The sequence below is a fragment of the Blastococcus sp. CCUG 61487 genome (assembly GCF_005222955.1).
Taxonomy (GTDB): domain Bacteria; phylum Actinomycetota; class Actinomycetes; order Mycobacteriales; family Geodermatophilaceae; genus Blastococcus.
The window spans coordinates 26533-40234 of sequence record NZ_LWUA01000024.1; the positions used below are offsets into that span (position 1 = coordinate 26533).

Here is a 13702-nt window from a genome sequence, read left to right on the forward strand (position 1 = left end):
GGTGCTCCTGTCTCGGGATGGGGATGTCCTCGGGGATGACGTCGCCGGGGACGACGACTCATCGGAGGATCCGTCACTGTGACGGAATGTCGCCCGACGAGGGGACGAGCAGCCATCGGGCCACGGCGGTGTCCTCGTCGAGTTCGGTGCACCACTGCACCCAGATGCGGAAGCCGTGGGCGGTAGCACGGAGCAGTGGCCCGCCGGCGTCGTCCTGGCGTTGGTCGTGCTCGTCGGTCTCGGGCAGCGACCGCGGTGTCTCGGGGACCAGGGGAGCGGCCTGGGGGCCGGCACCGTCGAGCGCGGCGCTGATGAAGGCCAGCCGCCCCGTGGGGACGGCGACGTGGTCGCCGGGGTCGCCCGCGTCAGCGGGGAGGGCCAGGGCGGCCTCCAGCGCGGCGGGGTAGTGCTCGGCGCTCGCCTGGACGACGGCGACCGCGCCGTCGTCGGCCCGGAAGACCTCGAGCCAGCCCTCGTCGCCGATCTCGTCGTCGGTCAGCACCAGGGCGGCGCGGCCGGAGCCGACCGGGATGCTCGTGACGTCGTAGTCCAGCTCCGGCACCAGTTGCTCGTAGTCGCCGCCGGTCTCGCCGGCCCACTCGGGCAGCAGCTCGGCGTCCAGCGCGAGGAACGGCTCGCCGTTGGTCCAGCAGCGGCCGACGTGGGTCCAGGTGCTCACGCCGCCATCGTTCCGCAGCGACGCCGTCGGCCGCCGGAGGAGCTGGTCGCCCTGTTAGTTGACATAATGTGCATTATCGGCGCTTGCGGTGGAGGGGGCGAGAGGGGCTGGTTCATCGCCTCAGCCAGCGGCTGGCGGCGTCGAACGTGTCCTCCGGTGTGGCATTGAGCGCGATCGCCGCCTGAGGCGCCCAGTGGTGCACCAGGTTGAGCACTGACTCGAACAGCTCGAGGTCGTCGCGGATGCCGCGCCCGACGACCACGACCTCCCAGGCTCTGCTGCACAGCGCCCGGTGCACGACCGTCTGGATGTCGTCGCTCCCGTCGAGCCCGACCAGGCAGATCTGGGCGCCGATCCCTGCGGCCGCGAACAGCTCCAGACCCGCGGCGATCCCCCGCGCCACCGGCGTGGGGTCCCAGGGCCCCGGCACCCGCTGCGGGTCCAGGCCGATGATCAACACCCGCGGCTCGACCTCGCCGTCCACGTGGCGACCGTAGACCCGAGCCCCCGGGCGGTGGACGTTCCGCGCGCGGCCCTCCCCCTCCCCGCTGCGCCCACCCCATTTCGTAACAGTGACGTAAGTGACCTGGGTCGGCGGCTTCGACGGGCGGTCCCGCGCGGACCTTCGTAGGGTCGGGACATGCAGATCCGACGTCCGCTCGCCGCGTTGTTCACCGTTCTGACGCTGTTCGGTGGAGGCGCGACGTTGACCGCCTGCGGCGACTCCGATCCGACGACGCCGAACGAGGGCACGACGGACGACGACAGCGACAACACCGGCGGCAACGAGGACGACGACGAGAGCCGGGACGACCTGCCGGACAACACCCGCGGGGACAACGAGGAAGACCAGGACGACGACCAGTCCGACCCGGACTGATCAGCTCGGCGTGGCGGAGGCCGCCGGCTCAGCCGCGTTCGGTGACCCAGAGACGGTCGAGGCGGCCGGTCGAGTGCAGCAGGTCGGCCAGCGAGCGCTCGAGTTCGGCCTTGGTGGGCTTCTCGGCCAGCAGGGTCTGCACGTCCTCGAGGGCGCAGCGCAACTGGTACAGCCGGTCCTGCAGCCCGTCCAGCTCGGTGCGCGACACCAGCACGACGTCGTCCGGGAGCCCGGCCTTGGCCGTCGCCGAGCGCTGCTCGTAGGCGCGCTGCCGGCAGGCCTGACCGCAGTAGAGCCGCGGGCGGCCCACGTTCCCGGCCTCCGGGAGCACCCGCCGGCACCAGCCGCAGCGTCGCTCCTCGCCTCTCCCCCGGTTCGGTGCGGGGGAGAGCGGAGGGTGACTCACCGTGCCGGTCGCGTGCTGTGCCACGACCGGCACGCTAGACGCCGGTGCCGACAGGGCCCCTCGAGGACACGCCGCACCGGGCCGGGAACGACGCGGTTCGGTCGCCGCGCGGCCCGCGGCACCCGGTGGCGCCCATCGGCGCAGTACACCGCGCGAGACACGGCCCAGGGTGGTCTGCGCGACCGCCGGAGGGCTGACTAGCGTGTCCGACGTGGCCCCCGCGCGCTTCGCCTTCCTCGACGCGCCGACACCCATCGCCATGGCCCACCGGGGTGGCGCCATCGAGCACCTCGAGAACAGCATGCCGGCGTTCCAGGCGTGCGTGGACCTCGGCTACCGCTACCTCGAGACCGATGTCCAGATCTCCTCGGACGGCACGTTGGTGGCCTTCCACGACACCGTGCTGGAGCGGGTCACCGATCATGTCGGCCGGGTCGACTCCCTGCCCTGGAGCGAGCTCTCCCAGGCCCGGATCGGTGGCCGCGAGCCCCTGGTCCGCCTGGAGGATCTGCTGGGCGCCTGGCCCGACGTCCGCTTCAACCTCGACATCAAGACCGCCGGCGTGCTCGCACCGTTCGTCCGGCTCGTGCAGCGCATGGGCGTGCTCGATCGGATCTGCGTCGCCTCGTTCTCCGACGCGCGCGTCGCGGCGGCCCGCCGGCTGCTGGGTCCGGGGGTCTGCACGTCGCTGGGCCCGCGCGGGGTCGCGGCGCTCCGTCTGTCGTCGTACTCCCCTCGCGCGGCCGGCCTGGTGCGGATCCAGGCCGGGTGCGCGCAGGTGCCGCTCCAGCTCGGCGGCCGCGCGCTGGTCGACGAGCGGTTCATCGCGGCCGCGCACGCGCGCGGACTGCAGGTGCACGTGTGGACCGTCGACGACCCCGACGAGGCCCGGGCGATGCTGGATCTGGGCGTGGACGGCATCATGACCGATCGGCCGGCCATGCTCCGGGACGTGCTCAAGGAGCGCGGGCAGTGGCCCGCCCCGTGAGCCGGGACACAGCAGCCGTCCGGCGCTCACCCCTGCGAGGGGTGGCGGTGCCCGAGACCTCCCCCCATGCGATGATGGGCAACTGATCCGGCGGAATCTCTCCGCACATTCTGTCGTTCATCTCTGTGACTCCTCGGCGTCTGGGTACTGGACCCTGCGCCGGAGTCGAGTCCCGACCGACACCACGTACGAGAGGACGGTGTGCCATGGGCGAGCGTTCCCTGCGCGGCAGCCGACTGGGCAGCGTCAGCTACGAGACCGAGCGGAACACCGCGCCCATCGAGCGCCAGTACGCCGAGTACCGGTGCCCGTCGGGCCACCTGTTCACGGTGCCCTTCGCCGATGACGCGGAGCTCCCCGACACCTGGGAGTGCAAGTTCGACGGCGCCTCGGCCAAGCTGGTGGGCGGCTCGGAGCCCGCCCCCAAGAAGGTCAAGCCCCCGCGGACGCACTGGGACATGCTCCTGGAGCGGCGCTCCGTGGAGGACCTGGAAGAGGTCCTCGCCGAGCGGCTCGAGGTGCTCCGCGGCCGGCGGACCCGCGCCAGCTGACACCCGCAACGACGCAGAGCGGCCCCGGTGGGAGAGATCCCGCCGGGGCCGCTCTGCGTTCTCGGCAGATCAGGTGAGCGGACGCCCGTCCGGGCCGCGCACGACCTCCCCCTCGATGACCAGCGGCGGGCGGGCGGCGTCGTCGGGACGCGGTGTCTCCGCCGTCCGGACGCTGTCCACCCGCACCGGGGGGCGCATGCCCACGGGCAGCCGCGAGCTGATCAGCCGCGCGAGCGCTCCGCGGACCACGGAGCGGGTGCCGGGCAGGAGGCACAGCAGGCCGATCAGGTCGCCCAGGAAGCCGGGGAGCACCATGAGCAGCCCGCCGACGGCGACGAGTCCGGCGTCGCCGATCGCCCGGCCGGACGGTCGCCGGGTCCGGGCGTTCTCCCGCAGCTCCCCCAGCGCGCGAGTGCCCTGGCGGGCCAGCAGGAACCAACCCAGGGCGGTGGTGGCGAGCGTGGCCAGGATGGTGGCGCCCACCCCGATCCAGTTTGCCACGAGCACGAACACGACCACCTCGGCGATCGCGAGGAGGGCGGCAGCGATGCGCAGACGACGTCCCACGGTCGTTCTAACGCCCGGAGCGGTCATCCTGCTCCCGTCGCGGACGACGGATTCCGGCGACCGCGGCCGACGGCGATCACGAGCGCGGCCAGCCCGAGGCCGGTGAGCAGCCACTCGGGCCCGGCGCCGAGCCGCGCGGCCACGCTCCGGGAGTCCCGTTGGGCGATCTCCTCCACGAAGACGTCCGGCGTGAAGAGCTCCGAGGAGCGGACGACGGTGCCGTCGGGGGCGACGACGGCCGAGATCCCGCTGGTGGCGGCCACCGCGACGGTCCGGCCGTGCTCGACCGCCCGCAGCCGGCTCATCGCCAGCTGCTGCTCGCTCTCGGCGGTGTAGCCGAAGGTGGCGTTGTTGGTCTGGACGACGAGCATGCCGGCGTCCGCGACGTCGGCGACCAGCCCGTCGTAGACCACCTCGAAGCAGATGAGGTTGCCGATCCTGGTGCCGCCGATGTCGAGGAGGCCGGGCTCCTCCCCCGCCCGTTGGTCGGTGACCTGGTCGACCAGGGTGCTGAAGAACCTGAAGAAGCCGCGGGCCGGCACGTACTCGGCCAGCGGGACCGGATGCCGCTTCACGTAGGTGTCCCCCGGGCCGGTGACGGGGTCCCACACGATCGCGGTGTTGCTGATGTACCGGCCCGGGCCCTGGACGATCGCCCCGACGAGGATCGGCACGTCGATCGCCCGGGCCGCCCGGTCGATCTGCCCTCTGGCGTCGTCGTTGAGGTACGGGTCGATGTCGGAGCTGTTCTCCGGCCAGAGCACGAGGTCCGGCTGGGGCTCCTCCCCCGCCGCGACGGCCTCGGCCAGCTCCAGCGTGCGCTGGACGTGGTTGTCGAGCACAGCGCGGCGCTGGGCGTTGAAGTCCAGCCCGGCCCGGGGCACGTTGCCCTGGATCACCGCGACGGTCGAGGTCGGGCCGCCCGCGGTGAGCGACGAGCCGGGCAGGGGCAGCCACGCGAGCAGGCCGACGAGCGGGACGGCGACGGCGCCCGCCAGCGCGCCGGCCAGCGCCCGGGCGGCGGTGCGCCGCGCCGGACCCGTCGCGCGGACCACACGGACGCCGGCGAGCACCGCGGCGGCGAGCAGGGTGCCGACCAGCGCGACGGCGAAGCTCACCAGGGGCACTCCCCCGTAGGCCGCCAGCGCCAGCAGCGGACCGTCGGTCTGGCTGAACCCGAGCCGGCCCCAGGGGAAGCCGCCGAGGATGAACCTGCCGCGCAGCGCCTCGTCGGCCACCCAGAGCGCGGCGGCCCACAGCGGCCACCAGCGCAGCCGGGAGGTCAGCGCCGTGGCGCCGCCCAGCAGTGCCAGGTGCAGGGCCTCGAACCCCGCGAGCGCCAGCCACGGGAGCGGGCCGACGTAGATGCCGGTCCACGACAGGAGCGGCACGAAGAACGCCAGCCCCATGACCAGTCCGAGCCAGAGCCCGCCCCGGACGGAGCGGCCGTGGACGGCGAGGGCCAGCGCCGCGGGTCCGAGGACGGCCAGCGGGAGCACCGAGGCGCCGGGGAAGGACAACATCATGGCCAGGCCGCCCAGGGCGGCCAGCAGCGTGCGCCACGGCAGGGGGCGGGCGGACCGCGAGGACGGCGTGGTGTCGCCCCCGGGGGTCGGCCGCAGCAGCGCGTCCGGTGCTGCCGTCACGCCTGTCCTCCCGGGACGTCGACCCGGTCAGAGCGCGGTGCCCGCGACGACCGGAGTGCTCCCCGAACCGGACGGACGGGGGTCGGGGCCGCGGCACTCGCCGCTGCGGCCCTGACCCAGCATCCCACTCCCGGGCACTCCGGGGACCGGCTGCCTCGCTGCCGCCCCGGATGTGCCGGAGTGCTCCTCGACCAGCAGGCTCGGCGGGGGTCCCCCGGGGCTCCGGCGTCTTCGGGCCGGACGGCCGGGCGCTGGAGGCGACCGGCGCGACCGTTGTCTGATGACGTGGGCCTCGCGGGCTCCGCCGGATCTCCCGGACGCTCCCCCGGTCGTTCGTCGGCCCCCGCGGCCCGGCTCGCACGGTGCGGCTCGCGCCGCCCGTGCCGGCCGGGGGGCCCGCACGCTCGAACCGGAGAGGCACGTCGCGGTGCTCCCGGTGAAGAACTGCAGGGACTGTAAGAACAGTCAGCGCTTGATCAGGTACATACGGTGACCATGAGGGCCACTGTTATCCGATCGTTACCTACGGCGTGTCCCGAGGCGCTCAGGCAGGCAGCGGCTCGAGCTCGTCGTGGCGCTGCGCCGGCAACAGCCCGCGGCCGAGCTGCGCCGCCGTCACGAAGCCCTCGGCCACCGCGAGGTCGCCCAAGGGCAGCCAGCCCTCCTCGCGTGCCGGCTGCAGGTCCAGCAGGTACCGCAGCTGTTCCTGGGTGAGCAGCCCCTCGGCCACCAGCACCTCGCCGATCCGGCGCCCCGTCACACTGGGACGCCTGCGGCTCGTCCGCCCCGGCAGGGCACGGACGACGGCGCCGAGGGTGACGTGCACCAGGGGCGCGAGGCTGATCAGCGCGGTCAGGGCCGCCCAGCCGTACAACGCCGGGTAGTGGTGCCCGAGCAGCACGCCCGCGGTCATGGCGCCGACCGCGACCCCCGCCCACAGCAGGTGCGACCGGAAGGTGCGCCAGTTGTCGAGGGTCGCCGCACTGCCCTTCGCGGTCACCACGTACACCAGTGGCCGGCCCGCGAGCTGTGCGGCGGCGGCCGCGACGTAGACCGGCGCGGTGGCCAGGTCCAGCGCGAGGCCCGTCAGCCCCCACGAGCGTCGCTCGTGCTCCACCAGGTTGAACCGCCGCATGCCGAGGGTGAAGGCCAGGCCCAGTAGCACGTTCGCGGCGAACAGGGCGGTCCAGAGGGCCAGTGGCAGGTGGGTGACGGTGACCCCGCCGACCAGGTAGAGCACCGACAGGAGCACACCCCCGACCCAGGCGAACGCCGTCGTCGGGTAGTGGCTCTGCAGGGCCGCGAACGCGCGGCGCTGCTGCGCGGTGCCCAGCATCGGCAGTACCCGCGGGGAGTGCATGCGCAGGATCTGCCAGATGCCGTAGGCCCAGCGCTTCTGCTGGCTGAAGAAGTCGGAGTAGGTGGCCGGGCCCTCCCCCACCGCGACGATGTCGGGGGTGTAGACGCCCTTCCAGGAGCGGCCGGTGGCCTCGTTCACCGCGGCGTAGAGGGCCATCGAGGTCAGGTGGTCCTCGATGATGCTGTCCTGGTAGCCGCCGATCTGCCGGAAGGCGGTCGGTCGGTACAGGTGGTTGGTGCCGATGAGCAGCGGGGCGCCGTGGCCGTTGCCGCCGCGCTGGATGATGCCGTGGAAGAGGTAGGCGAGCTCCGCCGCGCCCCGGGCGACGAAGGACTCGTGCAGGTTGCCGTACACCTGCGGCGCGACCACGAAGGCCACGTCCGGATCACCGAAGTAGCCCAGCGTGCGCTCCAGGAAGTTCGGGAACGGTACGTGGTCGGGGTCCATCTGCGCGACGACGTCGTAGTCGAGCTCGTGCTCGGCGCGCCAGGCGTTGTGGTTGCCGTGCTTCGTCCTGGCGCGGAACGGGCCTCCGGGCCGGTTCCACTCCAGGCGGCCCTTGCGGCTGAAGTGGTGCACACCGATCTCGGCGCAGCGCCGGCGCACCTCGGGATCGTCGCCCTCGTCCAGCAGCCAGACGTCGAGCACCCCGTCGTGGCGGATCCGGGTCATGGCGCGCAGAGTCGCCATCACCAGCTCGACGGGTTCCTTGCCCGGGACGATCGTGGTCAGCACCGCCACCCGGAGGCCGGGGTGCGGCCGCATCGGGATCGGGTCGAGCGCGCGGCGGACGTGGTAGGTGATCGTCCACGTGCGCCAGGCGGCGACCAGCTGCAGCAGCACCATCACGACCACACCGCCGACGGCCAGCGCGTCGCTCAGCGGGTGGCGCCCCAGCAGCGGGAGGTTCCCCGGCAGCAGAACGACGACGGTCAGGGCGAGGGCGACCGCCATGTGCGTCCAGCCGAGGGCCAGGACCCCGCGGCGCTGGCGGCTGGTGAGCGCGTGCCGGTAGCGGACCTGGTCACCGGGCGGGTCCGGCGGGCCGGTGACCTCGGTGGCGGTGCGGCCGTACAGGCGGCCGGTCTCCCGTCGCTCGTGGCGCGGTGCCGGCTCGGGCGTCCGGGTGTGCGTGCGCGCGGCGTCCGGCGCGCTCTCCGGGGCGCTCACGTCGTCCACTCTGCGTGGCCATGATGCCCCTGACCAGGGCGAACGGGGTCCACCTCACCCCGAAGGGGGCTGTCGGCCCCCGCTGGGGACGGCACCGCGCACTTCGGCTCATGTCCGGAGGGTGGGCTGCCGATGGGGCAGCGTGGACACCAGCGCCTCCCTCGGACCGCGGCGGTCGGCACGACGCCGCCCCGGGCGCCTGCTCACCGGCTCGGTGCTGGCCCTGGCGAGCCTGGTCGCCTACGTCGTCGTCGCCTCCGGCCGGGTGCCGGATCCCTCCGCGGCGCCGGCCGGGCCCGGCGTCGTCGCACCGGCTCCGCCGCCGGCGGTGGCTCCCCCGGTCGTCCGGACCCCCGTGCTGGGCCTCTCCGCCCCCACCATCGCCGACCTGGACGACTTCATCCGGGCGACCGGAACGGTTCCGGAGGTGTTCGACGTCTTCGAGGCCTGGAGCCGGAACCGGCCGCTGGATCCGGTCGTCGCCGAGGCCGTGGCGGCCCGCGGGGCGAAGCTGTCGATCACCTGGGAGCCGTGGGACCCCGACGTGGACACCGCGCGGCAGCCGGAGTACTCCCTCGGAACGATCCTGGCCGGCGAGCACGACGGCTACATCGACCTGTTCGCCGACTCGGTCGCGGTCTACGGGCGTCCGGTGACCATCCGGCTGATGCACGAGATGAACGGCAACTGGTATCCCTGGAGCGGCACCGTCAACGGCAACCGCGTCGAGGAGTTCGTGCAGGCCTGGCGGTACGTGCACGACCGCTTCGTCGCCCGCGGGGTGACCAACGTCGACTGGCTGTGGGCGCCGAACGCGGTCTACCCCGGCTCGGCGCCGCTGGCGCCGTACTACCCCGGTGACGCGTACGTCGACGCCGTCGGGGTGAGCAACTACAACTGGGGCGACGACCGCCGCGACGGCTGGAACACCAGCTGGACGAGCTTCGTCGACCTGTTCGACCCCTCCTTCGCCGAGCTCCGGGCGATCACCAGCCGGCCGATCTGGGTGAGCGAGACGGGCAGCTCGAGCTCCGGTGGGGTCAAGGCCGAGTGGCTCGCCGCGATGCTGGCCGAGGTCGCGGTACGGCCCGACGTCGCCGGCGTCATCTGGTTCGACCAGGTCGACAAGGCCCGCCGCGTCGACTGGCGGATCGAGAACGATCCCGACGCGGTGGCCGCGTGGCAGCGCGGGTTCGAGGCCCGTCCCGTCGTCCCGAACTGACCTGCCTGGGGTGTCTGGCGCCCACCCCGCGGGGTAGCACCGCCGCATGGGTGCGGAGGTGGCGGAGCTGCTGCGGACACGGCGCGTGGTGCTGCGCGCCTGGACGTGCAGCACCGGCGACCTCGCGCGCTTGGCCGACGTCTACGGACGGGACGAGGTCACCCGCTGGCTCGGTGGTCCGCCGACGGTCTCCCCCGCCGAGCTGGTGTCCCGCTGGGCCGCCGTCCACGCCGCGGACGAGCGCTTCGGGTGCTGGGCGATCCAGCCGGTGGACGGCGGACCGCCCGCCGGGACGGTGCTCCTCAAGCCGCTGCCCGACGGGGTGGGCGAGGTCGAGGTCGGCTGGCACCTGCACCCCGATGCCTGGGGGCACGGCTACGCGACCGAGACGGCGCGGGCGGTGATCGAGCGCGCCTTCCAGGCCGGTCTGCCCGAGGTCTACGCCGTCGTGCGACCGGGCAACGAGCAGTCGATGGCGGTCTGCCGCCGGCTGGGCATGACCCCCTTGGGCCGGATGACCCGCTGGTACGGCGTCGAGCTGGAGACGTTCAGGCTGATGGCCCCGGTGGTCGTCGAGTGACGCTCGACCTCAGCGGCGGCGCACCAGGCCGGTGATCCGCTGCAGGAGAGACTTCTTGGCCGGCTTGGGGCCGTGGCCCGCGGCGCGGACGGCGTCGGCGACCGCCGCCTCCTCGGGCGTGGGGGCGGTACCGCCCATCCGGGTGGGCAGCCACCAGCGGTCGTCGGGACCGGAGGGCTGGTCCGGGTAGGCGGCCTGCGCCTCCTCCAGCAGGGCCTCCATCGCGGCCCGGGTGCGCCGCAGCAGCGGCTGCACCTTCTCCCCCGGCTCCGGGATGATCGGCTCGCCGAGGAAGACCATGACGGGGACGCCGCGGCGCAGCTGGACCTTGTGCCCCTTGGTGGCGACCCGGTGCCCGCCCCACACCGCGGCGGGGATGATCGGCACGCCGGCGTCGATGGCCATGCGGGCGGCGCCGGCCTTCAGGTCCTTGACGGTGAAGCTGCGGCTGATCGTCGCCTCCGGGAAGACGCCGACCACCTCGCCGTCCTTCAGCGCCCGCACCGACGCTTCGAACGCGGCGGCGCCGGCCGCACGGTCGACGGGGATGTGCCGCATGGCGCGCATGAACGGCCCGGCGAACCAGTGCTCGAAGACGGCTGCCTTGGCCATGAACCGGACCAGCCGGTGCTGGGAGATGGCGCCCAGCCCCAGGAACGTGAAGTCGAAGAAGCTGACGTGGTTGCTGCAGATGATCGCGCCGCCGGTGGCCGGCACGTGCTGCGCGCCGCGGACGTCGAACCTGAAGCGGAACAGGTGGAAGACGACCAGGCAGAGTCGGATGACGAACCGGTAGGGCCGGTCGCGGCGGCTCGGCGAGGGGCCGAACAGATCGCGCCGGACGACGTCGCCCCAGCTGGCGGTGTACATGAGCGGACCCTAGCGGGCGGACCTGCGGGTCGCCTTGCCAGTCATCCGTTATCCCCAAGTACGAGACGCGTCGCTGCTCGACCGGTGCGGACCCGTAGGTCGGCGCTCGCCTTGGTGCGTTGCTGTTGCCGCCCGGAGGGCGGCGGGGTGTTCGTTGGCAGGTGACCACACATTTCGTGTGCGATGTTGTTGGGGATAACGGTAACGTGTCGACATGTCGGCCGCCTGGCAGCAGCCACTTCCGGCCATGCCCGTGCCTCCGGCAGGTCGCGCCTGGCGGCGATGGCCGCCGCCACCCGGGTACGAGGTGCAGTGGCATCGACTGGCAGAGGCCGCGCTCGAGCTGGACCTCGGGCCCGACCAGCTCGCCGAGACGGGGCTGGAGCCGGTCGCTGCGGCGCGGGAGTGGAAGCCGGCGACGGTCGCGCTCTACAGCAAGGTGGCGCGCTACGGCGGTCTCGCCCTCCCGCGGGTACGCACGCCGGAGCCGGAGCCCCCCGAACTGGAACTGCGGCCGCTGGTCGAACTGCGCGGTACGGATCCGGAGCACGTACGCGCGGTGGTGTGGTGCGCCCTCGCCCTCGCGTGGCCGGCGCCGGTCGGGATGTTCAGGTCACTGCGCCGGGACCAGGTGCACGCCGGGGCTCGCCGGCTGGTCATCCGCACCGACGACGGCGAGTGGGCAGTACCCGGCGCGCGGACTGCCTGGTTCGCCTGGGAGACGCTGCGCGAGCGGTACCCGGCGCTCGCCGCCAGCCCGTGGGTGCTGCCGGCGCTGCGGCGCGGACCGGGGCTCGACTCCCGGATCGGGGGTCGGCTGTCGAACCAGGCGCTGCAGGTGACCTTCGCCAAGCACGCCGGGCGGACGGCGCGTCACCTGCAGGCCACCGCTCCCCCGTCACGCCAGGACGCCGTGTCCGCGCTGGCCGAGGCGTACCGCGAGCTCTCCTACGACTCGTTCCGACGGCTGGCGCTGGCCGCCGGTGCGACCCCGGTGGCACCACGTGGCGCCGTGCGCGCCGCTCGCTCGGTCGCCCGCTCCGCCCGACCGGTCGGCTGACCGCCGTCAGAGCAGCTCGAGTTGTTCGGCGGGTTCCGATGCTGGTGCCCCGGAGCCGGTCGGAGGGCCACCCCCGCCCTCGGATCGGACGGCGGGCATGCCGCCGCTGGGAAGGCTGCCGGCCGGGAAGCCGACCTCCTCGTCCCCCGGGACACCCGTGGCGATCGCGCCGTCGGCCCCGCGGGCCTGACCCCCGGAGCGGCGGTCGAGGCCGTGGCGGGCCAGCAGCGGTGCCACCCGGGCCGCCAGCCAGGCGCGGTACTCCGCCGATACGTAGGCGCGGCGCGCGTACATGTGCTCGTACCGCGGCGCGAGCTCCGGTCGGGCCCGGCGCAGCCAGGCCATGAACCACTCGCGGGCGCCGGGCCGCAGGTGCAGCGGGATGACGGTCACCCCGCTCGCCCCGGCGGCGGCGATCGCGGCGAGGGCGGCGTCGAGGGATTCCTCGTCGTCGGTGAGGCCGGGCAGCACGGGGGCGAGGAAGACGCCGCACGGCAGCCCGGCGTCGGCGAGCGCCCGGACGAGGTCCAGCCGCGCCCGAGGGGTGGGCACGCCGGGCTCGAGCGCGGTGTGCAGATCGTCGTCCCAGATGGCCATGGAGACGCCGAGGCCGAGCGGAACGTCGTGGGATGCATCCGCCAGCAGCGGTACGTCCCGGCGGAGCAAGGTGCCTTTGGTGAGGATCGAGAACGGCGTCCCGGAGTCGGCGAGTGCCCGGATGACGTCGGGCATGAGCCGGTAGCGGCCCTCGGCCCGCTGGTACGGGTCGGTGTTGGTGCCCAGCGCGACGTGCTCTCGCCGCCATGACGGCCGGGCGAGCTCGCGGCGGAGCACCTCACCGAGGTTGGTCTTCACGACCACCTGGGTGTCGAAGTCGCGGCCGGAGTCGAACTCGAGCCATTCGTGGGTCCTGCGGGCGAAACAGTTGTGGCTGATCACGCCGTTCGCGATGAAGTCGCCGGTGCCGGTCGTGATGTCGTGCATGGGCAACTCGAGATCGAGTGACTCGATGGAGACGACGCGCAGGTCGGCGTCGCTCTTGATCGCGATGCCCTCCACGGAGCACTTTCGACGGATCGCGGGATCCACCAGGTGGACGAAACGCATGTGCTCACGCAGCCCGCCCCTCAAGCGGACGCTTCGCACACGGTTGTCACGCTTGCGATCCTCGAGGACGGCATCGAAGCCGAAGTGTGCGAAGGCCGACTGCGTCCGGGACAACATGTCGTCGTCGGCATTCGTGATGCGGAGGACGCCACGACTTCGACTTCCCTCGGCATCGAAGATTCCGGCGAGGAATCCGCGGCGCCAGGGATCCGACTCTTCGGGAGGCCATTCGACGATGGTGCGGATCGCAGCCACGCCGGCGGCAGTCTGTGTCCTGATACCGGCCATCGATCGCCGTCGATCGGTAGCCGGTGAGAAGTCGAAGCGGTCGGTTCGCACGCCTGCATCAGCGAGATATGCCTGACTTCGGTCCAGGGCATCGACGTCCGCGAGCGCGAGTCGGAAACGATGTACGTCGCCCGGGCTGCGTCCGACCCGCTCGTAGCGATACGTCTTCAGCAGCGCATCGCCACGGATCATCCCGGTCAGGTAACCGCGCCGGTACTCCGCACAGCCCTCGAGCGATGCAACGGTCCGTCCGAATCCGAGCATCGTGTCATTGGTCGTCAGATGAGGGCGCTGGTGCGGCCCGCCCAGGGTGAGTCCCCTGGAGTGG

At 73.1% G+C, this 13702-nt stretch carries 14 protein-coding genes and 1 pseudogene; 6 read left to right on the forward strand and 9 right to left on the reverse strand.

Annotated elements, in window-relative coordinates:
- Positions 1-73: 73 nt before the first annotated feature.
- The gene (locus A6V29_RS02675; RefSeq protein ID WP_137158852.1) at positions 74-679 is read right to left on the reverse strand and encodes a hypothetical protein; all 606 of its coding nucleotides are present in this window, start codon (positions 677-679) and stop codon (positions 74-76) included.
- Between the two features lie 112 nt (positions 680-791).
- Positions 792-1163, reverse strand: a complete 372-nt coding sequence (locus A6V29_RS02680; protein ID WP_137158853.1) for a hypothetical protein — start codon at positions 1161-1163, stop codon at positions 792-794.
- 156 nt (positions 1164-1319) lie between these two features.
- On the opposite strand from A6V29_RS02680, the gene A6V29_RS02685 reads away from it, so the two are divergent.
- Positions 1320-1559, forward strand: coding sequence for a hypothetical protein (locus A6V29_RS02685; RefSeq protein ID WP_137158854.1), 240 nt, complete (start codon positions 1320-1322; stop codon positions 1557-1559).
- A 28-nt stretch (positions 1560-1587) separates the two neighbouring features.
- Here the strand turns inward: A6V29_RS02685 and A6V29_RS02690 are convergent, their stop codons facing one another.
- Positions 1588-1989 carry a hypothetical protein gene (locus A6V29_RS02690; RefSeq protein WP_249932952.1) on the reverse strand — a complete coding sequence of 134 codons (402 nt, stop codon included), beginning with the start codon at positions 1987-1989 and terminating at the stop codon, positions 1588-1590.
- 187 nt (positions 1990-2176) lie between these two features.
- On the opposite strand from A6V29_RS02690, the gene A6V29_RS02695 reads away from it, so the two are divergent.
- Both A6V29_RS02695 and A6V29_RS02700 read left to right on the forward strand, forming a co-directional pair.
- Positions 2177-2953 (forward strand): glycerophosphodiester phosphodiesterase family protein, encoded by a 777-nt coding sequence (locus A6V29_RS02695; RefSeq protein ID WP_137158855.1) that lies wholly within the window; start codon positions 2177-2179, stop codon positions 2951-2953.
- Between the two features lie 206 nt (positions 2954-3159).
- Entirely contained in the window at positions 3160-3504 is a 345-nt protein-coding gene (locus tag A6V29_RS02700) for an RNA polymerase-binding protein RbpA (RefSeq protein WP_137158856.1), read from the forward strand.
- A gap of 69 nt (positions 3505-3573) precedes the next feature.
- Here the strand turns inward: A6V29_RS02700 and A6V29_RS02705 are convergent, their stop codons facing one another.
- From A6V29_RS02705 to A6V29_RS02715, 3 genes are all read right to left on the reverse strand, one after another.
- Positions 3574-4098: an FxsA family protein gene (locus tag A6V29_RS02705; RefSeq protein ID WP_170977660.1), complete on the reverse strand. Its 525-nt coding sequence runs from the start codon at positions 4096-4098 to the stop codon at positions 3574-3576.
- On the reverse strand, positions 4095-5717 hold the full coding sequence (gene lnt, locus A6V29_RS02710; protein WP_249932953.1) for an apolipoprotein N-acyltransferase: 1623 nt from the start codon (positions 5715-5717) through the stop codon (positions 4095-4097). Before lnt ends, A6V29_RS02705 begins: the two co-directional genes overlap by 4 nt.
- A 544-nt stretch (positions 5718-6261) precedes the next feature.
- Entirely contained in the window at positions 6262-8247 is a 1986-nt protein-coding gene (locus tag A6V29_RS02715; protein WP_137158857.1) for a glycosyltransferase family 2 protein, read from the reverse strand.
- Between the two features lie 142 nt (positions 8248-8389).
- On the opposite strand from A6V29_RS02715, the gene A6V29_RS02720 reads away from it, so the two are divergent.
- Together A6V29_RS02720 and A6V29_RS02725 are read left to right on the forward strand one after the other, a co-directional pair.
- The gene (locus tag A6V29_RS02720) at positions 8390-9469 is read left to right on the forward strand and encodes a glycoside hydrolase family 26 protein (RefSeq protein ID WP_137158858.1); all 1080 of its coding nucleotides are present in this window, start codon (positions 8390-8392) and stop codon (positions 9467-9469) included.
- A 46-nt stretch (positions 9470-9515) separates the two neighbouring features.
- A complete protein-coding gene (locus A6V29_RS02725; protein ID WP_137158859.1) occupies positions 9516-10049 on the forward strand; it encodes a GNAT family N-acetyltransferase in 534 nt (177 codons plus the stop codon).
- A 9-nt stretch (positions 10050-10058) separates the two neighbouring features.
- On the opposite strand, the gene A6V29_RS02730 is transcribed toward A6V29_RS02725, so the two are convergent.
- Positions 10059-10919, reverse strand: a complete 861-nt coding sequence (locus A6V29_RS02730; RefSeq protein WP_137158860.1) for a lysophospholipid acyltransferase family protein — start codon at positions 10917-10919, stop codon at positions 10059-10061.
- Between the two features lie 214 nt (positions 10920-11133).
- Here A6V29_RS02730 and A6V29_RS02735 point away from each other — a divergent pair, with 214 nt between their 5' ends.
- Positions 11134-11979 carry a hypothetical protein gene (locus tag A6V29_RS02735; protein ID WP_137158861.1) on the forward strand — a complete coding sequence of 282 codons (846 nt, stop codon included), beginning with the start codon at positions 11134-11136 and terminating at the stop codon, positions 11977-11979.
- Positions 11980-11985: 6 nt separating this feature from the next.
- On the opposite strand, the gene A6V29_RS02740 is transcribed toward A6V29_RS02735, so the two are convergent.
- Together A6V29_RS02740 and A6V29_RS22045 are read right to left on the reverse strand one after the other, a co-directional pair.
- Positions 11986-13086, reverse strand: a complete 1101-nt coding sequence (locus tag A6V29_RS02740) for a radical SAM protein (protein ID WP_249932957.1) — start codon at positions 13084-13086, stop codon at positions 11986-11988.
- A gap of 51 nt (positions 13087-13137) precedes the next feature.
- A pseudogene (locus A6V29_RS22045) lies at positions 13138-13638 on the reverse strand (LAGLIDADG family homing endonuclease); the annotation flags it as partial.
- Positions 13639-13702 lie beyond the last annotated feature (64 nt).